The 26,015-nt window shown below is 66.5% G+C and carries 25 protein-coding genes and 1 riboswitch; of the genes, 16 read left to right on the forward strand and 9 right to left on the reverse strand.

Going from position 1 to position 26,015, the window contains the following annotated elements:
- The 8 genes from nuoG to F3H96_RS06975 all read right to left on the reverse strand — a co-directional run bounded on the left by nuoG (position 1) and on the right by F3H96_RS06975 (position 8,291).
- The gene (nuoG, locus tag F3H96_RS06940; RefSeq protein ID WP_149791208.1) at positions 1-2,082 is read right to left on the reverse strand and encodes an NADH-quinone oxidoreductase subunit NuoG; all 2,082 of its coding nucleotides are present in this window, start codon (positions 2,080-2,082) and stop codon (positions 1-3) included.
- Positions 2,083-2,155: 73 nt separating this feature from the next.
- A complete protein-coding gene (locus F3H96_RS06945) occupies positions 2,156-2,839 on the reverse strand; it encodes an NADH-ubiquinone dehydrogenase (protein ID WP_149791209.1) in 684 nt (227 codons plus the stop codon).
- Between the two features lie 75 nt (positions 2,840-2,914).
- Positions 2,915-4,219 carry an NADH-quinone oxidoreductase subunit NuoF gene (gene nuoF, locus F3H96_RS06950; RefSeq protein ID WP_149791210.1) on the reverse strand — a complete coding sequence of 435 codons (1,305 nt, stop codon included), beginning with the start codon at positions 4,217-4,219 and terminating at the stop codon, positions 2,915-2,917.
- Between the two features lie 10 nt (positions 4,220-4,229).
- Positions 4,230-5,543 (reverse strand): NADH-quinone oxidoreductase subunit E, encoded by a 1,314-nt coding sequence (locus F3H96_RS06955; protein ID WP_149791211.1) that lies wholly within the window; start codon positions 5,541-5,543, stop codon positions 4,230-4,232.
- Positions 5,544-6,734 (reverse strand): NADH-quinone oxidoreductase subunit D, encoded by a 1,191-nt coding sequence (locus tag F3H96_RS06960; protein WP_149791212.1) that lies wholly within the window; start codon positions 6,732-6,734, stop codon positions 5,544-5,546.
- A 9-nt stretch (positions 6,735-6,743) separates the two neighbouring features.
- A complete protein-coding gene (locus F3H96_RS06965) occupies positions 6,744-7,349 on the reverse strand; it encodes an NADH-quinone oxidoreductase subunit C (RefSeq protein WP_149791213.1) in 606 nt (201 codons plus the stop codon).
- 4 nt (positions 7,350-7,353) lie between these two features.
- A complete protein-coding gene (locus F3H96_RS06970; RefSeq protein WP_015317338.1) occupies positions 7,354-7,935 on the reverse strand; it encodes an NADH-quinone oxidoreductase subunit B in 582 nt (193 codons plus the stop codon).
- Positions 7,926-8,291 carry an NADH-quinone oxidoreductase subunit A gene (locus F3H96_RS06975; RefSeq protein ID WP_149791214.1) on the reverse strand — a complete coding sequence of 122 codons (366 nt, stop codon included), beginning with the start codon at positions 8,289-8,291 and terminating at the stop codon, positions 7,926-7,928. Before F3H96_RS06975 ends, F3H96_RS06970 begins: the two co-directional genes overlap by 10 nt.
- A 331-nt stretch (positions 8,292-8,622) precedes the next feature.
- Here F3H96_RS06975 and F3H96_RS06980 point away from each other — a divergent pair, with 331 nt between their 5' ends.
- From F3H96_RS06980 to F3H96_RS07015, 8 genes are all read left to right on the forward strand, one after another.
- Entirely contained in the window at positions 8,623-9,822 is a 1,200-nt protein-coding gene (locus F3H96_RS06980; RefSeq protein ID WP_149791215.1) for a winged helix-turn-helix domain-containing protein, read from the forward strand.
- A gap of 29 nt (positions 9,823-9,851) precedes the next feature.
- Positions 9,852-10,051, forward strand: a riboswitch (cobalamin riboswitch).
- A 40-nt stretch (positions 10,052-10,091) separates the two neighbouring features.
- Positions 10,092-10,520 (forward strand): DUF1636 family protein, encoded by a 429-nt coding sequence (locus tag F3H96_RS06985; RefSeq protein ID WP_149791216.1) that lies wholly within the window; start codon positions 10,092-10,094, stop codon positions 10,518-10,520.
- Between the two features lie 2 nt (positions 10,521-10,522).
- Positions 10,523-11,569 carry a cobalamin biosynthesis protein CobW gene (gene cobW, locus F3H96_RS06990; RefSeq protein ID WP_149791217.1) on the forward strand — a complete coding sequence of 349 codons (1,047 nt, stop codon included), beginning with the start codon at positions 10,523-10,525 and terminating at the stop codon, positions 11,567-11,569.
- 17 nt (positions 11,570-11,586) lie between these two features.
- Positions 11,587-15,081 carry a cobaltochelatase subunit CobN gene (cobN, locus tag F3H96_RS06995; RefSeq protein ID WP_149791218.1) on the forward strand — a complete coding sequence of 1,165 codons (3,495 nt, stop codon included), beginning with the start codon at positions 11,587-11,589 and terminating at the stop codon, positions 15,079-15,081.
- A complete protein-coding gene (cobG, locus tag F3H96_RS07000) occupies positions 15,078-16,568 on the forward strand; it encodes a precorrin-3B synthase (protein ID WP_149791219.1) in 1,491 nt (496 codons plus the stop codon). The genes cobN and cobG overlap by 4 nt, the downstream gene beginning before the upstream one ends.
- Before the next feature lie 3 nt (positions 16,569-16,571).
- On the forward strand, positions 16,572-17,204 hold the full coding sequence (locus tag F3H96_RS07005; protein WP_149791220.1) for a precorrin-8X methylmutase: 633 nt from the start codon (positions 16,572-16,574) through the stop codon (positions 17,202-17,204).
- Positions 17,201-17,956 carry a precorrin-2 C(20)-methyltransferase gene (locus F3H96_RS07010; RefSeq protein WP_149791221.1) on the forward strand — a complete coding sequence of 252 codons (756 nt, stop codon included), beginning with the start codon at positions 17,201-17,203 and terminating at the stop codon, positions 17,954-17,956. The genes F3H96_RS07005 and F3H96_RS07010 overlap by 4 nt, the downstream gene beginning before the upstream one ends.
- Entirely contained in the window at positions 17,953-18,717 is a 765-nt protein-coding gene (locus F3H96_RS07015; RefSeq protein ID WP_149791222.1) for a precorrin-3B C(17)-methyltransferase, read from the forward strand. The genes F3H96_RS07010 and F3H96_RS07015 overlap by 4 nt, the downstream gene beginning before the upstream one ends.
- Here the strand turns inward: F3H96_RS07015 and F3H96_RS07020 are convergent.
- Complete coding sequence (locus F3H96_RS07020; RefSeq protein WP_149791223.1) at positions 18,681-19,448, reverse strand: cobalt-precorrin-6A reductase; 768 nt, start codon at positions 19,446-19,448, stop codon at positions 18,681-18,683. The genes F3H96_RS07015 and F3H96_RS07020 overlap by 37 nt on opposite strands.
- 1 nt (position 19,449) lies before the next feature.
- On the opposite strand from F3H96_RS07020, the gene cbiE reads away from it, so the two are divergent.
- From cbiE to F3H96_RS30415, 8 genes are read left to right on the forward strand one after another with little or no spacing between them, the layout of a single operon-like run.
- On the forward strand, positions 19,450-20,691 hold the full coding sequence (gene cbiE, locus F3H96_RS07025; RefSeq protein ID WP_149791224.1) for a precorrin-6y C5,15-methyltransferase (decarboxylating) subunit CbiE: 1,242 nt from the start codon (positions 19,450-19,452) through the stop codon (positions 20,689-20,691).
- Complete coding sequence (locus tag F3H96_RS07030; RefSeq protein ID WP_149791554.1) at positions 20,688-21,074, forward strand: cobalamin biosynthesis protein; 387 nt, start codon at positions 20,688-20,690, stop codon at positions 21,072-21,074. Before cbiE ends, F3H96_RS07030 begins: the two co-directional genes overlap by 4 nt.
- A complete protein-coding gene (gene cobM, locus F3H96_RS07035; RefSeq protein WP_149791225.1) occupies positions 21,071-21,835 on the forward strand; it encodes a precorrin-4 C(11)-methyltransferase in 765 nt (254 codons plus the stop codon). The genes F3H96_RS07030 and cobM overlap by 4 nt, the downstream gene beginning before the upstream one ends.
- On the forward strand, positions 21,832-22,647 hold the full coding sequence (gene cobA, locus F3H96_RS07040) for a uroporphyrinogen-III C-methyltransferase (protein ID WP_149791226.1): 816 nt from the start codon (positions 21,832-21,834) through the stop codon (positions 22,645-22,647). Before cobM ends, cobA begins: the two co-directional genes overlap by 4 nt.
- The gene (locus F3H96_RS07045; protein WP_149791227.1) at positions 22,644-23,960 is read left to right on the forward strand and encodes a cobyrinate a,c-diamide synthase; all 1,317 of its coding nucleotides are present in this window, start codon (positions 22,644-22,646) and stop codon (positions 23,958-23,960) included. The genes cobA and F3H96_RS07045 overlap by 4 nt, the downstream gene beginning before the upstream one ends.
- Positions 23,957-24,724 (forward strand): adenosylcobinamide-GDP ribazoletransferase, encoded by a 768-nt coding sequence (locus F3H96_RS07050; protein ID WP_149791228.1) that lies wholly within the window; start codon positions 23,957-23,959, stop codon positions 24,722-24,724. The genes F3H96_RS07045 and F3H96_RS07050 overlap by 4 nt, the downstream gene beginning before the upstream one ends.
- A gap of 24 nt (positions 24,725-24,748) precedes the next feature.
- On the forward strand, positions 24,749-25,759 hold the full coding sequence (gene cobT / locus F3H96_RS07055; protein WP_149791229.1) for a nicotinate-nucleotide--dimethylbenzimidazole phosphoribosyltransferase: 1,011 nt from the start codon (positions 24,749-24,751) through the stop codon (positions 25,757-25,759).
- Between the two features lie 58 nt (positions 25,760-25,817).
- The gene (locus F3H96_RS30415; RefSeq protein WP_188131313.1) at positions 25,818-25,982 is read left to right on the forward strand and encodes a hypothetical protein; all 165 of its coding nucleotides are present in this window, start codon (positions 25,818-25,820) and stop codon (positions 25,980-25,982) included.
- Positions 25,983-26,015 lie beyond the last annotated feature (33 nt).

The following is a 26,015-nucleotide window of genomic DNA, read 5'->3' on the forward strand; positions in this document are numbered from 1 at the left end:
TTATTCCGCCGCCTGCTTGAAGCCGCTCTTGGCCAGCGCCGAGCATTCAGCCATCACGGCCGAGGCCCGCGCGATCGGGTTGGTGAGATAGAAGTCCTTCACCGGCGAGGTGAAAGTGCCCTTGTTCAGCCGGCCCCCCAGCTTCGCCGCCTTGGCGACGTCGTCGCCGCTGCCGGCCAGCACCTGGTCGATGCGGGCCAGATGCGGGAATTCGCCATAGAGCTTGGCGCGCAGTTGCGCCAGCGAATCGAAAGGCAGCTTCTTGCCGAGCACGTCCGACAGGGCGCGCAGGATCGCCCAATCCTCGCGCGCCTCGCCTGGCGCGAAACCAGCGCGATTGGTCTGCTGCACGCGGCCTTCCGTGTTGACATAGGTGGCGGACTTTTCGGTGTAGGCGGCCGCCGGCAAGATGACGTTGGCGCGATGCGCGCCGGCATCGCCATGCGTGCCGATATAGACGACGAAGGCGCCGCCGGTCTTGGCCATGTCGATTTCGTCGGCGCCGAGCAGGAACAGCACGTCGGTATTGCCCAGCATGCCGGCGACGTTCTTGCCGCCCTCGCCCGGCACGAAGCCGACATCGAGACCGCCTACCCTGGCGGCAGCGTTGTGCAGCACCGCAAAGCCGTTCCAGTCGGCGGTGACCGCATTGACGGCGACCGCGAGCTTCGCCGCCTGGCCGAGCACCGCGGCGCCATCGGCGCGCGCCAACGCGCCCTGGCCGACGATGATCAGCGGGTGCGTGGCCTTGCTCAGCACGTCGAAGAACTTGCCGTTGCCCTCGGCAAGGTCCTTCAGCGATTCCGGGCCGGCGCCGATCAGGTCGTAGTCGTAGCGGGTGTCGCCGATCTCGCCGATGACGCCGACCGGCAGATTGCCGACGCGCCAGCGCTTGCGGATGCGCGCGTTCAGCACCGAAGCCTCGAAGCGCGGATTGGCGCCGATGATCAGCACCGCATCGGCCTGCTCAATGCCTTCGATGGTCGGATTGAAGATGTAGCTGGCGCGGCCAAGCGACGGATCGAGCGCGGCGCCATCCTGGCGGCAGTCGATGTTCTTGGAACCGAGCGCCGCCATCAGAAGCTTGAGCGCGTAGATTTCCTCGACCGCCGCGAGATCGCCGGCGATCGCGCCGATCCGCTCGGGCGCCGTCTTCGAGACCTCGTCCTTGATGGCGGCGAAGGCTTCCGCCCAGCTTGCTGCTGCCAGCTTGCCGTTCCTGCGCACATACGGGCGGTCGAGGCGCTGCGTGCGCAGGCCGTCCCAGATGAAGCGGGTCTTGTCGGAGATCCACTCCTCGTTCACCGCCTCGTTGACGCGCGGCAGGATGCGCATCACCTCGCGACCGCGGCTGTCGACGCGGATCGCCGAGCCGACGGCGTCCATGACGTCGATCGATTCGGTCTTGGTCAACTCCCACGGCCGCGCCTGGAAGGCGAACGGCTTGGAGGTCAAAGCCCCAACCGGGCAAAGGTCGATGACATTGCCCTGCAGTTCGGACGTCATCGCCTGTTCGAGATAGGTGGTGATCTCGGCATCCTCGCCACGGCCGATCAGGCCGAGCTCGGAAATGCCGGCAACCTCGGTGGTGAAGCGGACGCAGCGCGTGCAGTGGATGCAGCGGTTCATCACCGTCTTGACCAGCGGACCGATATACTTGTCTTCGACCGCGCGCTTGTTCTCGTGATAGCGCGAGGAATCGACGCCGAAGGCCATCGCCTGGTCCTGCAGGTCGCATTCGCCGCCCTGGTCGCAGATCGGGCAATCGAGCGGATGGTTAATCAGCAGGAATTCCATCACGCCTTCGCGGGCCTTCTTGACCATCGGCGTGTTGGTGAAGATTTCCGGCGGCTCGCCGTTCGGGCCGGGACGCAGGTCGCGCACGCCCATGGCGCAGGACGCCTGCGGCTTGGGCGGGCCGCCCTTCACCTCGATCAGGCACATGCGGCAGTTGCCGGCGATCGACAGCCGCTCATGGAAGCAGAAGCGCGGCACTTCCGCGCCGGCGTCCTCGGCCGCCTGCAGCAGCGTGTAGTGGTCGGGTACCGTGATCTCTTTCCCGTCGACCTTGAGCTTTGCCATTCGCCTCAAACCCCTGCGGATATTCCGCAATCCGTTTTTCCAGGCGCGACCTGAGCCGCGCCCGGCATTTCAATTACTTCTTTGCGGCGAGCGCCGCCGCCTGGACAGTCCAGTCGTCGCGGCCGATACGGCCGGCGAGCGACAGGTAATCTTCCACCCAGGCGATCTCTTCCGAAGTCCAGGCGGCGATCTGGTCATAAGTCCAGATGCCGAGGCCGTTGAGCACCTTCTCCAGCTTCGGCCCAATACCCGAAATCGCCTTCAGGTCCGACGGCTTGGCCGGCTTGTCGACGGCCTTCGGCTGCCGGAAATCTTCGGGCATCAGCCCGGTCGCTGCCGGTTGGGCGACGATATCCGTGCCGGTCGCGTCGAGCGCCTTCTCGGTCGCGTTCGCCGTGATGTCGGTCACATCGCGGGCGAAGGTCTGCGCCTCGGCAATCAGCGTCTCGGTCGCCTTGCGCGCCTTGGATGAATTGGCGGCCGCTTCGCTCTGTGCCTCGAGGTCGTCGAAGAAAGGCTGGAACATGCGCTGCGACGCTTCCAGCGCACCGGTGAACGCGCCCATCCACATGCCGACTGCATGGTTGGCAAGACCGATGCCGAGTGCCGACACCGCGGCAGCACCCGCGACCGGATGCGCCATGAGATTGACGGCGCTGGCCATCTCCTTCGGCATCATCTTGGTCAGGTCCTGGTTCATCTTCTCGAGTTGGTCCAAATCAGGCATGAATGGATAGGGTATCGAATACGGCGCCATAGAGATCTCCTGGTCGTTTCTTCGTATGCCCCGCCCCTGCTTTTAGTCTTCGGGCCAAGCCCGTATTTCGAAGTTCTATTCCGCCGCCACCATCACCGGCTCGACCCGGTGCGCATTGCGCGAAAACTCGTCGATGCGGCGTTCCACCTCGCCGCGGAAATGGCGCATCAGGCCCTGGATCGGCCAGGCGGCAGCATCGCCCAGCGCGCAGATCGTGTGGCCCTCGACCTGCTTGGTGACGTCTAGCAGCATGTCGATCTCGCGCTTCTGCGCCTCGCCGCGCACCAGCCGCTCCATCACCCGCCACATCCAACCGGTGCCTTCGCGGCAAGGCGTGCACTGGCCGCAGCTCTCGTGCTTGTAGAAGTAGGAAAGCCTGGCGATCGCCTTCACGATATCCGTCGACTTGTCCATAACGATGACAGCCGCGGTGCCGAGGCCGGATTTCAGGTCGCGCAGCGCATCGAAATCCATCGGCGCGTCGATGATCTGCTCGGCCGGCACCAACGGCACGGAGGCGCCGCCCGGGATGACGGCGAGCAGGTTGTCCCAGCCGCCGCGGATACCGCCGCAATGAGTCTCGATCAACTCGCGGAACGGGATCGACATCGCCTCTTCGAAGGTGCACGGATTGTTGACGTGGCCGGAGACGCAGAACAGCTTGGTGCCGGCATTGTTCGGGCGGCCGAAGGATGAGAACCAGGCAGCGCCCCGGCGTAGGATGGTCGGTGCCACGGCGATGGATTCGACGTTGTTGACCGTCGTCGGGCAGCCATAGAGGCCGACATTGGCCGGGAACGGCGGCTTCAGCCGCGGTTGGCCCTTCTTGCCCTCGAGGCTTTCGAGCAACGCCGTCTCCTCGCCGCAGATATAGGCGCCGGCGCCGTGATGCATGTAGATTTCGAAATCGTAGCCGGACGTGTTGTTCTTGCCGATCAGCTTGGCCGCATAGGCCTCGTCGATGGCGCGCTGCAGCGCCTCGCGCTCGCGAACGAACTCGCCGCGCACATAGATGTAGGCGGCGATCGCGCCCATGGCGAAGCCCGCGACCAGCGCGCCCTCGACCAGCGTGTGCGGATCGTTGCGCAGGATATCGCGGTCCTTGCAGGTGCCGGGCTCGGATTCGTCGGCATTGATGACGAGATAGCTCGGACGGCCGTCGCTCTGCTTGGGCATGAACGACCATTTCAACCCGGTCGGGAAGCCGGCGCCGCCGCGGCCGCGCAACCCGCTAGCCTTCATCTCGTTGACGATCCAGTCGCGCCCCTTGGCGATGAGGCCGGGCGTGTCGTCCCAGATGCCGCGCGACTGCGCCCCGGCCAGCGACTTGTCGAAGAGGCCGTAGATGTTGGTGAAGATGCGGTCTTTGTCCTGAAGCATTTCTCGTCCCTCAGACCGGCTTCTTGCCGAAGACGCGGATGTATTCGGCGACGCCGCCCTTGGCCAGCGCCTTGGCCTGCCTCATCCAGTCGTCACGCTCGATGCGGCCGCGGAAGTTGAGATAGCCGTCGACCCATTCGCGCTCGGCTTTCTTCCAGGCCGCGACCTGCGCGAAAGTGTAAATGCCAAGCGAATGCAAGGTGCCCTCGATCTTCGGCCCGACGCCGGAGATCAGCTTGAGGTCGTCGACCGCCGCCGGCCGCGAGATGCCGGCCGGACGGTTCTTGTCCTCGAGTGAAGGCTTCGCCGTTTTGGCGACGGGCTGCTTGGTTTCCGGCGCCTTGAAGGCTGTGGCCGGCTCGGCTTTCGTCTTCGGCCCGCTGCGCGGCTTGGAAACCGCCTCGACTTCCGGAGAGGCCTGATTGGCGTTGGCGGCCGAATGGCGCGGCGCCCTGACGCTGGCCGCCTTCTCGGCGGCCGGGGCAACCTTGACCGGCGACGGCGTCGTCAACGCCGGGCTGGTCTCAGGCGCATCGGTCTTCGGCTTGCTGGATTTGGACGGCGCGACCGGGCCTGGGACCGGCGACGCGGCGGATGCCGGAGCTGCGGGTGCAGCGGGCGCCACTGGTGCCGCCTGCGAGGCGGCGGCGCCACCCCTGGCGGCCTTCGCCGCCGCCTTGGCTTCCTTGTCGCGTGTCGACTTGAGGATCGCCTTCTCGCTCGTCAGCGTCGTCAGCCCGGAGGCCGGCTCGGAGCCGATGCGGCCGTTCTGCGGCCCAGGATTGACTTCGGCGCCTTTGCCGGCGTCATAGAGATCGATAATTTCGGCCAGCCGCTCCGGCGTCAGGTCTTCGAACGTGTCCTTGAAGATCATCACCATAGGTGCGTTGACGCAAGCACCGAGACATTCGACCTCCTCCCACGACAGCGTGCCCTTGTCGTTGGTGTGGAACTGGTCGTGATGGATTTTCGACCGGCAGACATCCATCAGCGCTTCCGACCCGCGCAACATGCAGGGCGTTGTGCCGCAGACCTGGATATGCGCGCGGGTGCCGACCGGATTGAGCTGGTACTGCGTGTAGAAGGTCGCGACCTCGAGGCCGCGGATGCGCGGCATGCCCAGCATGTCGGAGATCGTCTCGATCGCCGCCTTGGTAACCCAGCCTTCCTGCTCCTGCGCGATCATCAGCAGCGGGATGATGGCCGACTGTTCGCGCCCCTTCGGGTATTTGGCGATCCACTGCTGCGCCGCCGCCGCGTTCGCTTTGTTGAAGGCGAAGGAAGCGGGCTGGACGCTGGCATCTGCGAGACGACGGACTGACATTTAGCGATCGACCTCACCAAACACGATGTCGAGGGAGCCAAGCACGGCGGTGACGTCGGCCAGCATGTGGCCGCGACACAGGAAATCCATGGCTTGCAGATGTGCGAAACCGGGTGCGCGAAGCTTGCAGCGGTAGGGCTTGTTGGTTCCGTCGGAGACCAGGTAGACGCCGAACTCCCCTTTCGGCGCCTCGACGGCGGCATAGACCTCGCCGGCCGGCACACGGTAGCCCTCGGTGTAGAGCTTGAAGTGATGGATCAGCGCTTCCATCGAGCGCTTCATTGCCGCCCGTTTCGGCGGCACCACCTTGCCGTCGAGGTTCGACACCGGGCCGGCGCTTTCCTTGCCGAGCAGGAGATCGACGCACTGGCGCATGATCTTGGCCGACTGGCGCATTTCTTCCATGCGCACGAGATAACGGTCGTAGCAGTCGCCGTTCTTGCCGATCGGAATGTCGAAATCCATCTCGGAGTAGCATTCATAGGGCTGCGATTTGCGCAGGTCCCAGGCAGCACCCGAACCGCGCACCATCACGCCGGAGAAACCCCAGGCCCAGGCATCGGCCAGCGACACCGTGCCGATGTCGACATTGCGCTGCTTGAAGATGCGGTTGCCGGTGAGCAACCGATCGAGGTCGTCGACCGACTTCAGGAACGGGTCGATCCACTTGCCGATATCCTCGACCAGCTGTTGCGGCAGGTCCTGGTGCACGCCGCCCGGCCGGAAGTAGGCCGCATGCATGCGCGAGCCGCTGGCGCGCTCGTAGAACACCATCAGCTTTTCGCGCTCGACGAAGCCCCACAGCGGCGGGGTCAGCGCGCCGACGTCCATGGCCTGCGTCGTCACATTGAGGATGTGCGACATGATGCGGCCCATCTCGGAATAGAGCACGCGGATCAACTGGCCGCGCTTCGGCACCTCGATGCCGAGCAGGCGCTCTGCGGCCAGCGCGAAGGCATGCTCCTGGTTCATCGGCGCGCAATAGTCGAGCCGGTCGAGATAAGGCACGGCCTGGAGGTAGGTCTTGGCCTCGATCAGCTTCTCGGTGCCGCGATGAAGCAGGCCGATATGCGGATCGACACGGTCGACGACCTCGCCGTCCAGCTCCAGCACCAGGCGCAAAACGCCATGCGCCGCAGGATGCTGCGGACCGAAGTTGATGTTGAAGTTGCGGACGGAGGTTTCAGCCATTGTGGCGCCTCAATTCGTCTTGGCTTTTTCGTCTCCGGGCAGGACGTAGTCCGTCCCTTCCCAAGGAGAAAGAAAATCGAAATTGCGGAATTCCTGCTTGAGCTCGACCGGCTCGTAGATGACCCGCTTGGCCTCGTCGTCGTAACGAACCTCGACGAAGCCGGTCAGCGGGAAATCCTTGCGCAGCGGGTGCCCCTCGAAACCGTAATCGGTGAGGATGCGGCGCAAATCCGGGTGGCCGGAGAAAAGCACCCCATAGAGGTCGTAGGTCTCGCGCTCGTACCAGTCGGCGCCGGGGTAGACGGCGGTCAGCGAAGGCACCAGCGTCTCCTCGTCGGCCTGGACCTTGAGGCGGATGCGCACGTTCTGCCTCGGCGACAGGAGGTGGTAAACGACGTCGAAGCGCCTGGCGCGCGAAGGATAGTCGGCGCCGCAGATGTCGATGATCGAGATGAACTGGCAGCGCGGATCGTCGCGCAGGAAGGTCGCCACCTGGATCAGATTGCCGGGGTCGACGGACACCGTTAGTTCGCCATAGGCAAGCACGGCTTCGCCGATGCGGCCGGAGAGCTTCTCGCCGAGATAGGTGGAGAGTTCGTTCAACGCCTGGGTCATCGGCTCACCGTTCGATCGTGCCGGTGCGGCGGATCTTCTTCTGCAGAAGGAGAATGCCGTAGAGCAGCGCTTCCGCGCTCGGCGGGCAGCCGGGCACATAGATGTCGACCGGCACAACGCGGTCGCAGCCGCGCACCACCGAATAGGAATAGTGGTAGTAGCCGCCGCCATTGGCGCAGGAGCCCATCGAGATGACGTAGCGCGGCTCGGGCATCTGGTCGTAGACCTTGCGCAGCGCCGGCGCCATCTTGTTGGTCAGCGTGCCGGCGACGATCATGATGTCGGACTGGCGCGGCGACGCGCGCGGCGCGACGCCGAAACGCTCCGAGTCATAGCGCGGCATCGAGGTGTGGATCATCTCGACCGCGCAGCAAGCGAGGCCGAAGGTCATGAACATCAACGAGCCGCTGCGCGCCCAGGTGATCAGCGCCTCGGTCGAGGTGACAAGAAAGCCCTTGTCGGCCAGCTCATTGTTGATTTCGAGGAAGAAGGGATCGTCCTCCCCCACCGGCCTGCCGGTGTTGGGGTCGATGATGCCCTTGGGCTTCGGCGCGACGAGGGTGCCTGAACTGTCGTTCAATCCCATTCCAGCGCTCCTTTTTTCCATTCGTAGGCAAAGCCGATGGTCAGCACCGCCAAAAACACCATCATCGACCAGAAGCCGAGCATGCCGACCTTGGAGAACGACACTGCCCAGGGAAACAAGAAGGCGACCTCGAGATCGAAGATGATGAACAGGATCGACACCAGATAGAAGCGGATGTCGAACTTCATGCGGGCGTCGTCGAACGAGTTGAACCCGCATTCATAGGCGGAAAGCTTTTCCGGATCGGGATTGCGATAGGCCACCAGGAACGGAGCGATGATAAGCGCCAGACCGACGACCATCGCCACGGCGATGAACAGCACGATAGGCAGGTAGGAACTTAGGAGTGCGCTCATGCGGCGACTTTCCTTCGGCGGGCCATTCACTTTGATTACAGCAACGGACTCTAATGCGGAAGCGTGACAGTTTAACCGCTGAACCGTTTTAGGGGGCCTATGCTGCAACGCGGCGAGGGTTAGCGCAGCGGTTTCGGTGACGCAAGTCAAACCTTGTTCAAATCGCGGCGCTGGACGCCATATCGGAAGAAACTGGTCCGATCCGCTCCTGTTTGATTTCCTTCACTTTTTACTCCACTTTTCTCTCCTGACACATCTCCCGCCATTTGCCTGCTAGCATGATCGGAAACACCGGCTAAAAACCAGCAAACGATCACGGCAAGGGCACCTGATGAAGGAGAAAATCTCGCTCGCCATGGCCAGGCGCGTCGCGCTGGGCGCGCAAGGATTCAACGACCCTCGCCCCGGAGGAATTCCCGACCGCCGTCACCTTGCGCGCGTGCTTTCGAGGACTGGCCTCTTGCAGATCGATTCCGTCAGCGCCGTGGTGCGCGCTCATTATATGCCGCTCTATTCGCGCCTCGGCCCCTACCCGCTAACACTGCTCGATAACGCCGCGGTCACCCGCAGGCGCACCGTCTTTGAATATTGGGCACATGAGGCGTCGTTCCTGCCCGTCGAGACCTATCCCCTGATGCGCTGGCGCATGCAGCGCGCCGAGCAGGGCGACGAGATGTATCTCGGTCTCGCCAAATGGGGCCGCGAGCGCAAGGCGATGATCGACGAGATATATAAAGAGGTAGCCGAACGCGGGCCGATCGCCGCCTCCGATATCGAAGGCCACAAGGGCAATGGGGGCTGGTGGGGCTGGAGCGAGGCCAAGCACGCTTTCGAATGGCTGTTCTGGGCCGGGCGCATCACGACCGCCTACCGGCGCGGCTTCGAACGCTATTACGACTTGCCCGAGCGCGTTTTGCCGCAGGCGGTGCTCGATCTGCCGGTGCCGTCGGTGGAGGACGCGCATCGCGAACTGCTGCGCATCTCCGCTCGCGCCCATGGCATCGCGACCTATGGCGACCTGCGCGACTATTTCCGCCTGGCGCCGGGCGACACGAAGGAACGCATCGAGGAACTGGTCGAAACGGGCGAGTTGCTGCCGGCGAAGGTCGAAGGCTGGGACAAGCCGGCCTATCTCCATAAGGATGCCCGTTTTCCTCGCCGGATCGAGGCGCGCGCCCTGCTCGCCCCCTTCGATCCCGTGGTTTTCGAGCGCACCCGAACGGAGAAACTCTTCGATTTCCGCTACCGGATCGAGATCTACACGCCGGCCGAGAAGCGCCAGTATGGTTACTACGTGCTGCCGTTTCTGCTCGGCGACCGGATCGTCGCCCGCGTCGATCTCAGGGCCGACCGGCCGGCCAGCGTGCTGCGCGTCCATGCCGCCTATGCCGAGACCGGCGCGCCGCCGGAGACAGCAGCCCAGCTCTTTGACGAGCTCAAGCAGATGCAGGCTTGGCTCGGCCTGGAGGCGATCGAAGTGACGCCGGCCGGCGACCTCGGTTCGGCGCTGGCCGACATCGCGGTGTCGTAGCCGCGCGTTGACAGGCGCATAGCCGTAAGCCTAAATCCGCCGCAGACGGTCTTCTCCCGGCAAAGGGAGGAGCCAAGAGGGAATGCGGTGCGGGAAATCCCAAATCCGCGGCTGTCCCCGCAACTGTAAGCGACGAGCCTTGGCCGAAAACCACTGGGAATCCCCGGGAAGGCGGCACCGAGGCGATGACCCGCGAGCCAGGAGACCTGCCGTCTGAGACTTTAAGTATCCGATCGCCCGGCGGGTTTTCCGGGCAAGGAGCCCTGGTTTTGGACAGCAACGGCAGTTTTCCGAGTAATATCGCGGACGTTTCGTCCGGATCTGACGACGCGCTGGCGGAGGTCACCCTCATCGTCTGCTCGTCCTGCCGTGACGAAACCGGCTCCGATCCCCATCCGCGCGCCGGCGCACTCCTTGCCGAAGACACGCGCCGCGCCGCATCGGGTGAAAACATCCGCATCCGCACCGTCGAATGCCTCGGCAATTGCAAGCGCCGCCTGAGCGCGGCGCTTTTGCGCGACGGCTGCTGGAGCTACGTCTTCGGCGACCTGGACACCACCAGCGGCGCCGATCTCGTCGCCGGCGCAAAGCTTTTCGCCACCTCGACCGACGGTCTGATCCCCTGGCGCGGCCGGCCCGATTCCCTCAAGCGCGGCCTCGTTGCCCGCATCCCACCTCTCGACATGCTGAAGGACTGACCATGAACGCCCCAGCCGCCAATCTCTCCCGCGTGCCCTGCACCGTCGTCACCGGCTTCCTCGGCGCCGGCAAGACGACGCTGATCCGCAACCTGCTCGAAAACGCCAAGGGCAAGCGGCTGGCGATCATCGTCAACGAGTTCGGTGATGTCGGCATCGATGGCGAGATCCTCAAAGGCTGCGGCGTCGACACCTGCCCCGAGGAAAACATCGTCGAGCTCGCCAATGGCTGTATCTGCTGCACGGTCGCCGACGACTTCGTGCCGGCGCTCGACCAGATCCTGTCGCTCAACCCCAAGGTCGACCACATCCTGATCGAGACCTCCGGCCTCGCTTTGCCGAAACCGCTCGTCCAGGCTTTTCAATGGCCGACTGTAAGGAGTCGCGTCACGGTCGACGGTGTCATTGCAGTGGTCGACGGCCCGGCGCTAGCCGACGGGCGCGTTGCCTCCGACATGGATGCGCTGCAGGCCCAACGCGCCGCGGACGACTCGCTCGATCATGACGATCCGGTCGAGGAAGTGTTCGAGGACCAGATCGCCTGCGCCGACCTGATCATCCTGTCGAAGAGGGACCTGATGGATGCGGCCGGCTGCGCCCGCGCCAACGCCGTCATCGGCGAGCATGTGGCGCGCGCGGTCAAGGTCGTGCCGACCGTCCACGGAAAGGTCGATCCATCGGTGCTGCTCGGCCTCGGCCTCGCCGTCGAAGACGACATCGAGAACCGCAAGACCCATCACGACGGCGAGCTCGACCACGAGCATGACGATTTCGACTCCTTCGTCATCGATATCACGTCGATTGCCAATCCCGATGAGTTGGCAAAGCGCGTCGCCCTTGCCGCCGAGCAGGAAAACGTGCTGCGCGTCAAGGGTTTCGTCGAAGTCGGCGGCAAGCCGATGCGGCTTTTGCTGCAGGCCGTCGGCCCGCGCGTCAATCACTATTACGATCGCGCCTGGACGGCTGGGGACGACCGCCGCTCGCGGCTCGTCGTCATCGGCCTCAAGGGGCTGAATCGCCCGGCGATCGAGCGTATCCTCGCCGGCTGAGGCCAACACGACAAGCCATGCATATCCTCACCACGACATCCGCTTCGCTCGACGATCTCGCCGAGCCGATCGACCTCAGGCAGACGCCTGCGGATGTCGTGGCGCTGTCCTTCACCGACAGCGACCTGGCCGGACTGGCCGCCGCCTGGAAGGCAGACTCGGAGCGCCTGCCGTCGATGCGGCTGGCAGCACTTCGCGACCTTCGCCACCCGATGTCGGTGGACCTGTGGATCGACAGCGTCGCGCGCCATGCCAAGGTGGTCCTCGTCCGCATCCTCGGCGGTTACGAATGGTGGCGCTATGGCTGCGACCAACTCGCGGCGGTCGCGCGCGAGCGCGGCATCAAGCTCGCGCTGCTGCCCGGCGAAAGCCATGACGAGGATTTGCGCCTGATTGAAGCTTCCACGCTGCCACGCGAGGAGCTCGATGCGCTGTTGGGTTATTTCCGCGAGGGCGGCCCGCAGAATATGACAGCGCTGATGCAGCGACTGGCAGGGCTGGCTGGATCGGATGTGACGGCGGCTGAGCCGATGGCGGTGCCAAAGGCTGGGTATTACGATCCAAGCCGCGGCGTCGTCTCCCTCCCCCTTGAGGGGAGGGTCCGGCCGCAGGCCGGGGGTGGGGTCGCCCACGACGCGCGCCGACCTAAAGAAACGCCACATCCAGTCGTACCGACCCCACCCGGCCCTGCGGGCCACCCTCCCCTCCAGGGGGAGGGAGACGTCGCAACTGTCATCCCCATCCTCTTCTACCGCTCGATGGTTCTCGCCGCCGACGTCGCGCCAATTGATGCGCTCGTTGATGCCTTGCGCTCGCAGGGCATGGCGCCAGTGCCGATCTTCGTCTCAAGCCTCAAAGACCCGACGTCGCTGGCCTTCGTCGAGAACGCCGTCGCGTCGCTGAACCCCACCGCAATCATTACCGCCACTGCCTTCGCTTCCGGCGCCGAGCCCGGCGCCGAAACCCTCTTCGACCGCGCCGGCGTGCCGGTCTTCCAGGTCATCGTCGCGACGACGCGGCGCGAGGTCTGGGAGAAGAACCAGCGCGGTCTGGCGCCCGCCGATCTCGCCATGCATGTCGTGCTGCCGGAACTCGACGGCCGTATCCTGGCCGGCGCGATCTCCTTCAAGGGCGAGGTCGAGACCGATCCGGCGCTGGCCTTCCGCGCCTTTGCCAACCAGCCGGAAGCCGATCGCGTCGCCCAGGTCGCCGCCCGCGTCGCGGCGTTCATACGTCTGCAGGGGACGGAGCGCGCCAGGCGCAAGCTGGCGATCCTGCTCCCCGATTATCCAAGCGCGCCCGGGCGGACCGGCTATGCCGTCGGCCTCGATGTGCCCTCCAGCGTGCTTGCGATGCTGCATGACCTGAAGGGACAGGGCTATGCGGTTGAAGGGATTCCGCTATCCCCGCGCGCGTTGCTGGATGCGCTGGAGCTGGGTGGGCTTGACCTCTCCGTAGAGGACTACTTCGCCTTTTTGACCGAACTGCCAGACGCCGCACGCAACGCTGTCACCGCAGCGTGGGGCAACGCCAATCACGAAGCTCACGTCAATGAACGCCGACCTTCGCAGATAAGCCGCGAGAACCGCTTCCGCATCCGCGCCGTCACCTTCGGCAACGTCACTGTGGCGCTCGCCCCCGACCGCGGCCGCTCCGCCGATCGCCGCGTCGATTACCACGACCCGACGCTGCCGCCGCGCCACGCATTGATCGCCTTCGGCCTCTGGTTGCGGAAATCTCTCGGCGTTCACGCCATCGTCCATGTCGGCGCGCACGGCACGCTGGAATGGTTACCTGGCAAGACGGTCGCGCTCTCCGGCGCCTGCTTCCCCGAGATCGTCACCGGCTCGCTGCCGGTGATCTACCCCTTCATCGTTTCCAATCCCGGCGAGGCGGCGCAGGCCAAGCGCCGCATTTCGGCTGTCACCCTTGGCCATCTGCCGCCGCCGCTGACCGGCGCCGGCCTCGACGAGGACCAACAGAAGCTCGAACGGCTGGTGGATGAATATGCCCAGGCCGACGGCCTCGACCGCCGCCGCCGCGACCGCTTGGCCAAGCTCATCGTCGAAAGCGCGCGGCAGTCGGGTCTGGCCGGCGAGGCCGGCGTCGCCGGCACAGACGCGCCCGACGAGGCGCTGCGCCGCATCGATGCCTGGCTTTGCGACCTCAAGGATTTCGCCGTCAAGGACGGGCTGCACGTCTACGGCCGCGCGCCGGGAGACGAAGCAGATCCGCTGCGCCGCCAAAGCGCCGAGGCCGAAAAGGCTGCCCTGCTCGCCGCGCTCGATGGCCGCCACATCAAGGCAGGGCCCGCCGGCGCGCCGGCGCGCGGCCGCTCCGACGTGCTGCCCACCGGCCGCAACCTCTTCACTTCCGATCCGCGCACGATGCCGACCCCCACTGCCTATGACCTAGGCCAGGCGGCGGCGGCGGAAGTCGTGCGCAACTACATGCAGAGCCATGGCGACTGGCCGCGCTCGCTGGTGATCGATCTTTGGGGCTCGGCCTCGCTGCGCACCGGCGGCGAGGAAATTGCGCAAGGCCTTGCCCTGATGGGTTGCCGGCCGCAGTGGGATGCGGCGACGGGCCGCGTCACCGGCATCGAGGTGCTGCCGCCGGCAGCGCTCGGCCGCCCGCGCATCGATGTTACCTGGCGCATTTCCGGCCTGTTCCGCGACATGTTCCCGACCCAGATCGCGCTGATCGACGCAGCCGCGAACGCGGTCGCCGGCCGCGACGAGGACGATTCCGAAAATCCCCTCGCCGCCGCGACCCGCGCGGGCAAGGTCGGGCCGCGCATTTTCGGCACTTCGCCGGGCACTTACGGCGCCGGCGTGGAGGATTTGCTGTCGCGCGGCGAATGGCGCGTGCGCGAGGAGATCGGCCGCGCCTATCTCGACGCCACCTCGCACGCCTATGGCGGCGCCGACGGCGAAGCGGTCTCCGCACCGGGCGCCTTCGAGGGCCGCATCGCCGAGGCCGATCTCCTCGTCCACACCGGCGACGACCCCGGCCGCGACATCCTCGAAGGCTCGGCCGACGTCGCCTTCATCGGCGGGTTTTCGGCAGCCCTTGCCGCGCTTGGACGCAACGCCGACGTCATCGTGCTTGACACGACCGATCCCAAAAAGCCGAAGCCGCGTTCGATCGGCGAAGCGGTGTCGCGCGTGGTGCGGGCCCGCGCGGTCAATCCACGCTTCATCGCCGGCCAGATGCGCCACGGCCCGCGGGGCGCCTCGGAATTCGCCGAAACGGTCGATCGACTCGTTGGTTTCGCGGAGACCACACATGCCATTTCGGGTGCGCTGATCGAGGCGGTGCATGACGCCTATGTCGGCGACCCGGACATCCGCGCCTTCCTGCTGCGCGAGAACCCCGCCGCTGCGAAATTCATCGCCGAGCGGTTTCTCGACGCGCGGCGGCGCGGCCTTTGGCATCCGCTGCGCAATTCGATAGACGACGATCTCGCAGCCTTGATCGCCGAGGCCCAGGCAAGCGGGGTGGCGGCATGAACGCGTTTTCGCGACGCGGCGCCTGCCCTGCCCTCGGTGCTCCGATGCAGACCGGAGACGGGCTGCTCGTCCGGCTCAATCCGGTCGCTGGAGGACTTTCGCCCAAGTCGCTGGTCGGACTCGTCGAATCCGCCCTGCGCCACGGCAACGGCATCGTGGAAGTGACCGCGCGCGGCAGCCTGCAGATCCGCGGCCTGACCGCGGAAAGCGCGCGGCTGCTGGCGGCTGAGGTGGATGCGCTGGGTATTGCGGTGCGCAGCGGCGTGCCCGTCGAGACCGGGCCGTTGGCAGGGATTGACCCGGAAGAAGTTGTCGATCCACGCCCTCTGGCTGAGCGGATCCAAACTGCGATTGAAGAGGCTGGGCTGACGGCAAGGCTGGGGCCGAAGGTGTCGGTGGTTATCGACGGCGGCGGGCAACTGACGATGGACGCGGTGACGGCTGACGTGAGGCTGAAGGCGGTGCGGGCTGAGGCGGGCCGCCAGTGGAGCGTGTCGGTTGCCGGCGACGTGCGCAGTGCGAGGCCGCTCGCCACTGTCGATGTGGACGCCGCGCGTGACATCGCTGTGGCGGCACTGCGGATGGTGGCCGAAAAAGGCCGCGGGGCGCACACACGGGATTTGTCGGATCGTCAGTGGACGTCTCTCGCAGGCCGGCATTCCTTCGCGCCCCCCTCTGTCCTGCCGGACATCTCCCCCACAGGGGGGGAGATCAGCAGCTTCGCCGGCGGCTCCCTCTTAGCAGCGAACTCCCTTGTTTCGACGTCTGCGATTGGCGAAACCGGCGGCGCCAGCCCAATCTCCCCACTTGTGGGGGAGATGTCCGGCAGGACAGAGGGGGGCGCCGTGGAGCGCCCCCGCTCGCCGATCGGCCTCTTAAACCTGAACAACAGCCACGCCCTCGGCATCGCCCTGCCCTTCGGAAGCATGCCGGCGCAGACCCTTGTCGACCTTGCCAAACAGGCCTCGGAACTCGGCGCCACCGAAATCCGCCTCGCCCCCGGCCGCGCCTTGCTTTTCCTCGGCCTCTCCCAAACCGCCTGCTCCCCGCTGCAATCCTCCGCCGCCCTCCTCGGCTTCGTCACCTCCCCCAGCGACCCCCGCACCCGCATCGCCGCCTGCCCCGGCACGTCGGCCTGCGCTTCCGGCCGCATCGCCACCCGCGCCATCGCCGAGAAAATCGCAGCCGAAAGCGCCGACCTCCTCGATCCCTCGCTAACCCTCCACATTTCCGGCTGCGCCAAGGGCTGCGCGCATCCCGGCGCGGCCGCACTCACTCTGGTCGGCGACGAAAACGGAGCCGGACTTGTCGTGGACGGGACGGCAAAGGCCCTTCCTGCGGGATACAGGCCGGGCTATGACGCCGCGCGCGGGGTCGCCGCCATTGCGGCGGCGCTCCAAAACGCACGACATCCTGGCGAGACTGCCGCCGCCTGCCTGGCAAGGCTTGGCGCGGCCGGCATCGCCGAACTCTATCGACGGAACTAAAGAATGGCCGCCTACGACTATATCCATGACGGGACGGCGATCTACGAGCGCTCTTTCGCCATCATCCGCGCCGAGGCGGACCTCGTGCGCTTCTCTGAGGCGGAAGCGGATGTCGCAATCCGCATGATCCATGCCTGCGGCCAGGTCGAAGCCGCCAGCCATTTCGTTTTCTCGAACGGCTTCGTCGATGCTGCCCGCGCGGCCCTTGCTGCCGGCGCGCCGATCTTCTGCGATGCGGAGATGGTCGCCCACGGCGTCACCCGCGCCCGCCTGCCGGCCGGCAATGAGGTGGTCTGCACGTTGCGCGATCCGCGTACTGCCGAAATCGCCAAGGCAATCGGCAACACGCGCTCGGCGGCCGCGATCGACCTGTGGGGCGAGCGCATGGCCGGGTCGGTCGTCGCCATCGGCAACGCGCCGACCGCGCTGTTCTACCTTCTGGAAAAGCTGCGCGACGGCGCACCGAGGCCGGCCGCGATCATCGGCATGCCGGTCGGCTTCGTCGGCGCTGCCGAATCCAAGGATGCGCTGGCCGAGAATTCCTACGGCGTGCCCTATGCCATCGTGCGCGGCAGGCTGGGCGGCAGCGCCATGACCGCCGCCGCGCTCAATTCATTGGCCAGGCCGGGCCTGTGAACGCGCTTTCAAAGGGACGCCTTGTCGGCGTCGGCACCGGCCCCGGCGATCCGGAGCTTTTGACGCTGAAGGCGGCGCGTGCGCTGGCCGAGGCCGATGTGGTCGCCTATTTCGCCAAGCGCGGCAACAACAGCAATGCGCGCGCCATCGTCGAGGCACGCTTCCGGCCGGACATGATCGAGCTGCCGCTGCTCTATCCGGTAACGACGGAGATCGACAAGGATCACGACGACTACCGCTCGCAGATCACCGATTTCTACGAGCAGTCCGCCGAACACGTTGCCGGGCACCTGACCGCCGGCAGGATGGTGGCGGTGCTGTCGGAGGGCGATCCGCTCTTCTACGGCTCCTACATGCACCTGCATGTGCGCCTGGCGCACCGCTTCCCGACCGAGGTCATCCCCGGCATCACCGCCATGTCCGGCTGCTGGTCGGCGACCGGCCTGCCGATCGTCCAGGGCGACGATGTGCTGACCGTGCTGCCTGGCACGATGAGCGAATTCGAGCTGACCCGTCGGCTGGCCGACACCGATGCCGCCGTCATCATGAAAGTCGGCCGCAACTTGCCGAAGATCCGCCGCGCGCTGGAAGCGACCGGCAAGCTGGCGAAGGCCGTCTATGTCGAGCGCGGCACCATGCCGGGCAGCGTCTCGATGCGGCTGGCCGAAAAGCCGGACGACAAGGCCCCCTATTTCGCCATCGTGCTGGTTGCCGGCTGGTCGGCCCGTCCCGGAGCCGGAGCAAAGCCATGAGCGGCCGCCTCACCGTCATCGGCCTTGGCCCCGGCAATGCCGACCAGGTCACGCCGCAGGCAAGCCAGGCAGTGGCCGAAGCCTCCTTCTTCTATGGCTACAAGCCCTATCTCGATCGGCTGGATCTGCGGCCTGACCAGACCCGCATCGCTTCCGACAACCGCGAGGAGCTCGCCCGCTCCAACGAGGCGCTGGCCAAGGCGGCCGAGGGCCACAGCGTCGCTGTCGTTTCCGGCGGCGATCCCGGCGTCTTCGCCATGGCCGCGGCCGTCTGCGAGGCGATCGAAGCCGGGCCTCCCGAGTGGCGAGCTGTCGAGCTCTCGGTCGTTCCCGGCGTTACCGCCATGCTGGCCGTCGCCGCCCGCATCGGCGCGCCGCTCGGCCATGATTTCTGCGCCATCTCGCTTTCGGACAATCTGAAGCCCTGGGAACTGATCGAACTGCGCCTGCTGGCGGCGGCCGGCGCCGGCTTCGTCATTGCGCTTTATAACCCGATCAGCAAGGCCCGCCCTTGGCAGCTTGGCCGCGCCTTCGAATGCCTGAAGGCGATCCTGCCCGGCACCACGCCGGTGATCTTCGGCCGCGCCGCCGGCCGGGCCGACGAGCGCATCGAGGTTTTTCTGCTGGCGGACGCCGATGCGGAAAAGGCCGACATGGCGACTTGCATCATCATCGGCTCGCCCGAGACCCGCATCATCAAGCGCGGCGAAAAACCCACGCTGGTCTACACGCCGCGTTCGGCAACGGGGTCGAAAAGATGATCGACTTTTGCCGCCAGCGCATCGACGGTTTCAGCCGAGGGAACGTCCGGCAAGGTCGGGCGGCGGATCATGACAACTTCGACGCAGAGCGCCCGTGCCGCGGCGATCTTGCCGTAGGTCGCTTCGCCGCCGCTGTTTTTCGAAACGATGGCGTCAATACCATGCTTTTCGAGCAGCGCCCGTTCATCCGCTTCCGGAAACGGTCCGCGTGCCAGCAGATAGAGAGCATCCGGCATCGCGAGCTTCGGCTCGACCGGATCGACGCTGCGGATCAGGTAGCGGTGCTGTGGAGCAGCCTCGAAGCCGCCGGCTTCCTGGCGGCCGATCGCCAGGAAAACCCGGCGCGGCGCCGTGCCGAGAGCACTTGCCGCCTCCGTGACATTGTCGACCAGCGTCCAACGATCGCCCGCGACAGGTTCCCAGCCGGGGCGCCGCAGCGCGAGGATCGGCACGCCGGATTGCCGCGCCGCTTCGGCGGCGTTGGCCGAAATACGGGCGGCGTATGGATGCGTGGCGTCGATCAGCAGATCGACCTGCTCCGCGCGAAGATGGGCAGCCAGCCCTTCCGCGCCGCCAAAGCCGCCGACACGCACTGGCACGCCTTGCGCGACCGGGCTTTCGGTGCGGCCGGCCAGCGACAGCGTGACCGAGAAATCCTTGCGACCGGCGAGCTTTCCCGCCAGTTGCCGGGCTTCCGTCGTGCCGCCGAGGATCAAAATACGATGGGTCATCATGCCTGCTAAGGATCCGCGTGCCGCCAAGCTCACCCAGAAATGGCTAACGGTGGTCGGCATCGGCGAGGACGGTGTAGCGGGTCTCGGCGACGAGGCCAAGCGCAGGATCGCGCAAGCCGAAGTCGTGTTCGGCGGCAAGCGCCACCTCGCCCTTGTCTCATCTCTGGCCAACGGTGAAGCGCGCCAGTGGTCGACGCCGTTCGACGCCGAAATGCGCGATGTGCTGGCGCTTGCGGGTAAAAATGTCTGCGTGCTGGCTTCCGGCGACCCGTTCTTCCATGGCGTCGGCGTTACGCTGGCGCGCAAGGTGAAGCCGGATGCGATGCTCGTCCTGCCGGCGCCATCGTCGCTTTCGCTGGCGGCATCGCGCCTGGGCTGGGCGCTGCAGGATGTCGAGACCATCTCGCTGCATGGCCATTCGATCGATCTGGTCCGGCCCCTGCTGCACCCCTGTGCGCGTATCCTTGCCCTGACGTCGGACGCCGACGCACCGGCGGCCATCGCCGCGCTGCTCGACGAACTCGGCTTCGGCCCTTCGCGGTTGACGGTCCTGGAAGCACTCGGCGGTGCGGATGAGGCGAGTCGCACCGCCCGCGCCGATGCCTTCAGCCTCAAAAACATCAACCCGCTCAACGTGCTGGCGCTGGAAATTGAAGCGACGCCGGATGCGCGCGTCCTGCCCCTGACCGTCGGCCTTGCCGACCACCTGTTCGAGCATGACGGGCAGATCACCAAGCGCGAGATCCGCGCCATGACGCTGTCGGCGCTGGCGCCAAGGCGCGGCGAGTTGCTGTGGGACGTCGGCGCAGGCTCCGGCTCGATCGGCATCGAGTGGATGCTGGCTCATTCCTCGCTGCGCGCCATCGCCATCGAGGCCAACGGCGAACGCGCCGCCCGCATCGCCCGCAACGCCGCGCATTGCGGCGTGCCCGGCCTTGTCGTGGTCGAAGGCGCCGCGCCCAAGACGTTCGCCAGGCTGGCGACGCCGGATGCCATCTTCATCGGCGGCGGCGGCAGCGATGCCGGCGTGCTGGAGAAAGCGATCAAGGCGCTCCGCCCCGGTGGCCGGCTGGTCGCCAATGCGGTGACGCTGGAGATGGAGACACTGCTGCTCGGCCAGCACAACAGGCGGGGTGGCGATCTCACCCGCATCGCGCTTTCGCGCGCAGCACCAGTCGGTTCCATGCAGGCGTGGCGGCCGGCGATGCCGGTGATGCAATGGAGCTGGGTGAAGCCATGATGGTCGCGGGGATCGGCAGCCGAAAGGGTGTGACGGCGCGCGACGTGCGCGCCGCGATCGAGACCGCGCTGGAAGCACATGGGCTGGCCATGACGGCGCTTTCGGCGCTGGCGACCGGTGAAATCAAGCGCGACGAACAGGCGATCTTCCTTGCCGGTCGCGACCTCGACCTCCCGGTGCTCGTCATCTCCGACGATGCTTTGCAGGCCGTCGCGTCCGGCACGATCAGCCGGTCCGAAGCGTCGCAGGCACGTGCCGGCACGCCTTCGGTTTCGGAGGCTTCGGCGCTGGCCGCGGCCGGCAAGGATGCAAAACTGCTTGGGGCCCGCACCGTTGTCGGTCCAGTGACCTGCGCCATCGCTCTCGGCGGAGGCGCCGCATGACCGTCCACTTCATCGGCGCCGGTCCGGGCGCGGCCGACCTCATCACCTTGCGCGGCAGCCGCCTGCTGGCGTCCTGCCCGGTCTGCCTTTATGCCGGCTCGATCGTCGCGCCGGAACTGCTCGAGCACTGCGCGCCCGGCACGAAGCTGGTCGACACAGCGCCGATGTCGCTCGATGAAATCGAGGCCGAATATGTCGCCGCCCACAAGGCCGGCCAGGATGTCGCGCGCCTGCATTCCGGCGACCTCTCTGTTTGGAGCGCCGTCGCCGAACAGATCCGGCGCCTGGAAAAGCATGGCATCCCTTACACGCTGACGCCCGGCGTGCCCTCTTTCGCGGCGGCAGCGGCCGCGCTGCGCCGTGAGCTCACCATTCCCGAACTCGCGCAAAGCCTGGTGCTGACGCGTGTTTCCGGCCGCGCCTCGAAGATGCCGCCAGGCGAGACGCTGGCCGGCTTCGGCCGCACTGGCGCCACGCTTGCCATCCACCTTGCCATCCACGCCATCGACCGTATCGTCGCTGAGCTCACGCCGCTCTACGGCGCGGAATGCCCGGTCGCGGTCGTCTTCCGCGCTTCCTGGCCGGACGAGCGGATTCTCACCGGCACACTCGCCACCATCGAAGCTCAGCTGGCGGAAAACCCGATGGAGCGCACGGCGATCATCTTCGTCGGCAGCGCTCTCGCCGCGCAGGATTTCGGCGAAAGCTCACTATACGACGCCCACTACCAGCGGCGTTTTCGCGGACGGGACGGATTGTGAACGGCAGCGCCAATACAAACGCACGGACAACGGTGGCGCAGGCGCTGGCGCGGCTGAACTTCAAGCCGCGCGAACTTGAGCCCGGCCATGTCTGGCTGGCCGGCGCCGGCCCCGGCGATCCCGGCTGCCTGACGCTCGAAGTGCTGGCGGCGCTCGGGCAGTGCGATGCGCTGGTCTATGACGCGCTGGTGTCGCCGGATGTCGTGGCAGTCGCTGAAGGCGCCGAGCTCTTCTATGCCGGAAAACGTGGCGGCCAGCCCTCGATGAAGCAGGACGACATCAACGCCCTGCTGGTGCGGCTGGCGCGCGAGGGCCGCCGTGTCGTGCGCCTCAAGGGCGGTGACCCCTATATTTTCGGCCGCGGCGGCGAGGAAGCGTTGGCACTCGCGCGGGAAGGCATTCCATTTCGAGTGCTCTCCGGCCTCACCTCCGGTCTCAGCGCATTGGCCGCAACCGGCATTCCCGCCACGATGCGCGGCATCAACAAGGCCGTCATCCTTGCCACCGGCCATGCGGCAGGCACCGAGGACGACATCGACTGGGCCGCGATCGCCCGCACTGGACAGCCAGTCGTGGTCTACATGGGCATGGCCAACCTGCCGCTGATCGCTGCTGCCCTGCTCAAGGGCGGCCTCGCGCCATCGACCCCCGCCGCCGTCATCGTCGCGGCGACCACCCCGCAGGAGCGGATTGTCGTCGCCACGCTTGCAACAATCGCCGAGGAGGCCGCGGCCGCCGGGCTCGCTTCGCCGGCGCTGATCGTCGTCGGCGGCATCGTCGCCATGCGCAAGACATTGTTGGGCGAACCATGACGGCGCGCGCGATCATCGTCGGGGCGCCGCGCTCCGGCTCGGGCAAGACCAGCGTCACCATCGGCCTGTTGCGCGCGCTGGCCCGGCGCGGACTGAAGGTGCGCGGCGCGAAGTCCGGACCGGACTATATCGACCCGGGCTTCCACACGGCTGCCACGGGCCTCTCCGGCGTCAATCTCGACAGCTGGGCAATGTCGCCTTCCCTGCTCAATGCGCTGGCCGGCCAGGCCGCGGACGATGCGGACTACGTCATCCTCGAAAGCGCGATGGGGCTGTTCGACGGCATCCCCGCGCCGCAAGGCCGTTCGGGCTCGGCCGCCGACCTCGCCCGGCTCTACGGCCTGCCGGTTCTCCTGGTGCTCGACGTTTCCGGGCAGTCGACCACCGCCGCCGCCGTCGCCAAGGGCTTTGCCACTTACGATCCGGACGTGCGCATGGCCGGCGTCGTGCTCAACAGGCTTGGCAGCGAGCGCCATCGAAAACTGTCGGGCGACGCCATCGAGGCGATCGGCTTGCCGGTGGTCGGCGCCATACTGCGCGATCCGACGCTCAACCTGCCGGAGCGGCATCTCGGCCTGGTGCAAGCCGGCGAATACGAGAACCTGATGGCGCATCTCGACCGGCTGGCCGACATGGTCGAGAAATCGCTCGACATCGACGCCATCCTGGCGCTGGCGACGCCGCTGGAACCGGCGGCTGGCGACTTCGGCGATGCCTTGCGGCCGCCCGGGCAGCGCGTCGCGCTGGCCGAGGACGCCGCCTTCACCTTCCTCTATCCGCATGTCGCCACGCATTGGCGCAAGGCCGGCGCCGAGATCGTGCCTTTCTCGCCGCTTGCCGACGAGGCGCCACGTGAGGACTGCGATGTCTGCTGGCTTCCAGGCGGCTATCCCGAACTCCATGCCGGCAAGCTTGCGGCCGCCGGCAATTTTCAGAAGGGAATGGCGCGCTTTGCGACGATGAAGCCGGTTCATGGCGAATGCGGCGGCTTCATGGTGCTGGGCGAAGTGCTGGAGGATGCGGATGGGGCAAGCCACCGCATGCTGGGTCTGCTCGGACATTCGACCAGCTTCGCCAAGCGCAAGATGAACCTCGGCTACCGCGAGGCGCGGCTGCGTGCCGCCTGCCCATTGGGGGCCGAAGGAACGTTGATCCGCGGTCACGAATTCCACTATGCGCAGATGACGGCTGCCGGCAATGACGAGCCGCTGGCCGATCTTGCCGATGGCCAGGGCAATCCGCTTGGCGCCTCCGGCTACCGGCGCGGCCATGTCAGCGGCACCTTCTTCCATGCCATCGCGAGGGGCGCATGAGCGGCCCTTCGGCACCCCGGCAAGTGCTTGACGATATCGGCCTCAGCCTCGTCTTCTTCACCAGGCTCAGGCTGCCGTCGACCGACTTCGGCGGCCGCAGCCTTGCCGACGCGATCTGGGCGGCCCCCTTTGCCGGCCTCGCCGTGGCGATCATCGGCGCGCTCGTCTACGCCATCGCCGTCGTCCTCGGCCTCGGCCTCGGACCGGCCTCGGCGCTGGCGCTCGCCGCGACGATGCTTGTTACCGGCTGCCTGCATGAAGACGGGCTTTCCGACATCGCCGACGGCTTCGGCGGCGGCAGGACGCGCGACAGGAAACTGGAGATCATGCGCGACAGCCGCATCGGCGCCTATGGCGCCGCGGCGGTCGGCGCCTCGCTGCTCATCCGCTGGAGCGCGCTGTCAGAGCTCAGCGGTCCCGGCCACGTCTTCCTGGCGCTGCTGGCCGCGCATGCGGCCTCGCGCGGCCTGTTCGGCGCCTTCATGCATCTTCTGCCGCCGGCCCGCGGCGACGGCCTGTCGGCGGGCGCTGGAACCGTCACCGCCGAGACCGCCATTGTCGGCGCGGCGCTCGGCACGGTGGCGCTGCTGGCGCTTGGGCTCGGAGGCGCGATCGCCGCGCTCATCCTGCTCGGCCTGCTCTTTGCCGCCTTCCGCGCGCTTTGCCTCAGCCAGATCGGCGGCCAGACCGGCGACACGATCGGCGCGCTGCAGCAGCTCGGCGAGATCGCGGTGCTGCTTGTCGCTTCCGTCTGCCTTTCCTGATTCCCTTTCGGAGACCTTGCCCCCATGTCCTTCAAATCGTTCGAAGACCTTCGCGCCGCCTGCCTCGATCTTCCGGCCGGCAACGACGCCGCCGCCGCGGCCGTCGCCCGCCGGCAGGATACGCTGACCAAGCCGCCGGGCAGCCTCGGCCGGCTCGAAACGATCGCCGCCTGGCTGGCGCGCTGGCAGGGCCAAGACATGCCGAAGCTCGACGCCGTGAAAGTCTTCGTCTTTGCCGGCAATCACGGGGTAACGGCGCAGGGCGTGTCGGCCTACCCATCCGAAGTCACCGTCCAGATGGTGGCGAACTTCGCCGGCGGCGGAGCCGCGATCAACCAGCTTGCCCGCATTGCCGGCGCCGGGCTCGACGTCATCCCGCTCGATCTGGACCATCCGACCGGCGATTTCACGCAGGTGCCGGCGATGGACGAGAAGGCTTTCCTGGCCGCCGTCTCAGCCGGCTATGATGCCGTGACCACCGACCTCGACCTCGTCTGCTTCGGCGAGATGGGCATCGGCAACACGACGCCCGCGGCGGCGATCTCCACCGCCCTCTTTGGCGGCGGCGCTGAAAAATGGACGGGACGCGGCACCGGCGTCGACGATGCCGGCCTGAAGCGCAAGGTCGTCGCCATCGAGGCGGGCCTCAAGCGCCATGCCGATTCGCTTTCCGATCCGCTGAAGATCGCGGCTGTGCTTGGCGGCCGCGAACTCGCCGCCATCTTCGGCGCCACGCTCGCCGCGCGTCGCAACAACGCGCCGGTGCTGCTCGACGGCTTCGTCTGCACCGCCGCAGTGGCGCCGCTGGCAAGGCTGCATCCAAGCGGGCTTGCCCACACCATTGCCGCCCATGTCTCGGCCGAGGCCGGCCACCGCCGACTGCTCGAAGCACTTGGCCTGCCGCCGCTGTTCGATCTCGGCATGCGGCTCGGCGAAGGCTCAGGCGCCTGTCTTGCCGTCAACATCGTGCGCTCGGCGCTGGAGTGCCATGCGAAGATGGCAAGCTTCGCCGAGGCCGGTGTCTCGGAGAAATAAAAATCGATCGAAATTTCAACACTGTTGAGACGTCGAAATAACGTCATCTTGCGCCATCGTGCTCGAGACCGTCGCCAACACGTGCGAGATTTCCGGCATGACGACCAATCTCAATGCGCGAGACCACAACCTTGGCGGCTACGGCGCATCACAGCTCACGGTGAGCGGCCAGATCACGATGAAGGTCGAGTTCAAGGCAAGCCTCGGCAAGACGGCGCAATAGAGACGATTTTGGTGGCGCTGGCAGCCTGGAGCG

This window comes from Mesorhizobium sp. NFR06 (assembly GCF_900115245.1).
Classification (GTDB): domain Bacteria; phylum Pseudomonadota; class Alphaproteobacteria; order Rhizobiales; family Rhizobiaceae; genus Mesorhizobium.

Excerpts from the sequence above, each read along its gene's own strand:
- nuoG (WP_149791208.1), bottom strand. The coding sequence starts at position 2,082 with ATGGCAAAGCTCAAGGTCGACGGGAAAGAGATCACGGTACCCGACCAC.
- F3H96_RS06945 (WP_149791209.1), bottom strand. The coding sequence starts at position 2,839 with ATGGCGCCGTATTCGATACCCTATCCATTCATGCCTGATTTGGACCAA.
- nuoF (WP_149791210.1), bottom strand. The coding sequence starts at position 4,219 with ATGCTTCAGGACAAAGACCGCATCTTCACCAACATCTACGGCCTCTTC.
- F3H96_RS06955 (WP_149791211.1), bottom strand. The coding sequence starts at position 5,543 with ATGTCAGTCCGTCGTCTCGCAGATGCCAGCGTCCAGCCCGCTTCCTTC.
- F3H96_RS06960 (WP_149791212.1), bottom strand. The coding sequence starts at position 6,734 with ATGGCTGAAACCTCCGTCCGCAACTTCAACATCAACTTCGGTCCGCAG.
- F3H96_RS06965 (WP_149791213.1), bottom strand. The coding sequence starts at position 7,349 with ATGACCCAGGCGTTGAACGAACTCTCCACCTATCTCGGCGAGAAGCTC.
- F3H96_RS06970 (WP_015317338.1), bottom strand. The coding sequence starts at position 7,935 with ATGGGATTGAACGACAGTTCAGGCACCCTCGTCGCGCCGAAGCCCAAG.
- F3H96_RS06975 (WP_149791214.1), bottom strand. The coding sequence starts at position 8,291 with ATGAGCGCACTCCTAAGTTCCTACCTGCCTATCGTGCTGTTCATCGCC.
- F3H96_RS06980 (WP_149791215.1), top strand. The coding sequence starts at position 8,623 with ATGAAGGAGAAAATCTCGCTCGCCATGGCCAGGCGCGTCGCGCTGGGC.
- cobW (WP_149791217.1), top strand. The coding sequence starts at position 10,523 with ATGAACGCCCCAGCCGCCAATCTCTCCCGCGTGCCCTGCACCGTCGTC.
- cobN (WP_149791218.1), top strand. The coding sequence starts at position 11,587 with ATGCATATCCTCACCACGACATCCGCTTCGCTCGACGATCTCGCCGAG.
- cobG (WP_149791219.1), top strand. The coding sequence starts at position 15,078 with ATGAACGCGTTTTCGCGACGCGGCGCCTGCCCTGCCCTCGGTGCTCCG.
- F3H96_RS07005 (WP_149791220.1), top strand. The coding sequence starts at position 16,572 with ATGGCCGCCTACGACTATATCCATGACGGGACGGCGATCTACGAGCGC.
- F3H96_RS07015 (WP_149791222.1), top strand. The coding sequence starts at position 17,953 with ATGAGCGGCCGCCTCACCGTCATCGGCCTTGGCCCCGGCAATGCCGAC.
- F3H96_RS07020 (WP_149791223.1), bottom strand. The coding sequence starts at position 19,448 with ATGACCCATCGTATTTTGATCCTCGGCGGCACGACGGAAGCCCGGCAA.
- cbiE (WP_149791224.1), top strand. The coding sequence starts at position 19,450 with ATGCCTGCTAAGGATCCGCGTGCCGCCAAGCTCACCCAGAAATGGCTA.
- F3H96_RS07030 (WP_149791554.1), top strand. The coding sequence starts at position 20,688 with ATGATGGTCGCGGGGATCGGCAGCCGAAAGGGTGTGACGGCGCGCGAC.
- cobM (WP_149791225.1), top strand. The coding sequence starts at position 21,071 with ATGACCGTCCACTTCATCGGCGCCGGTCCGGGCGCGGCCGACCTCATC.
- F3H96_RS07045 (WP_149791227.1), top strand. The coding sequence starts at position 22,644 with ATGACGGCGCGCGCGATCATCGTCGGGGCGCCGCGCTCCGGCTCGGGC.
- F3H96_RS07050 (WP_149791228.1), top strand. The coding sequence starts at position 23,957 with ATGAGCGGCCCTTCGGCACCCCGGCAAGTGCTTGACGATATCGGCCTC.
- cobT (WP_149791229.1), top strand. The coding sequence starts at position 24,749 with ATGTCCTTCAAATCGTTCGAAGACCTTCGCGCCGCCTGCCTCGATCTT.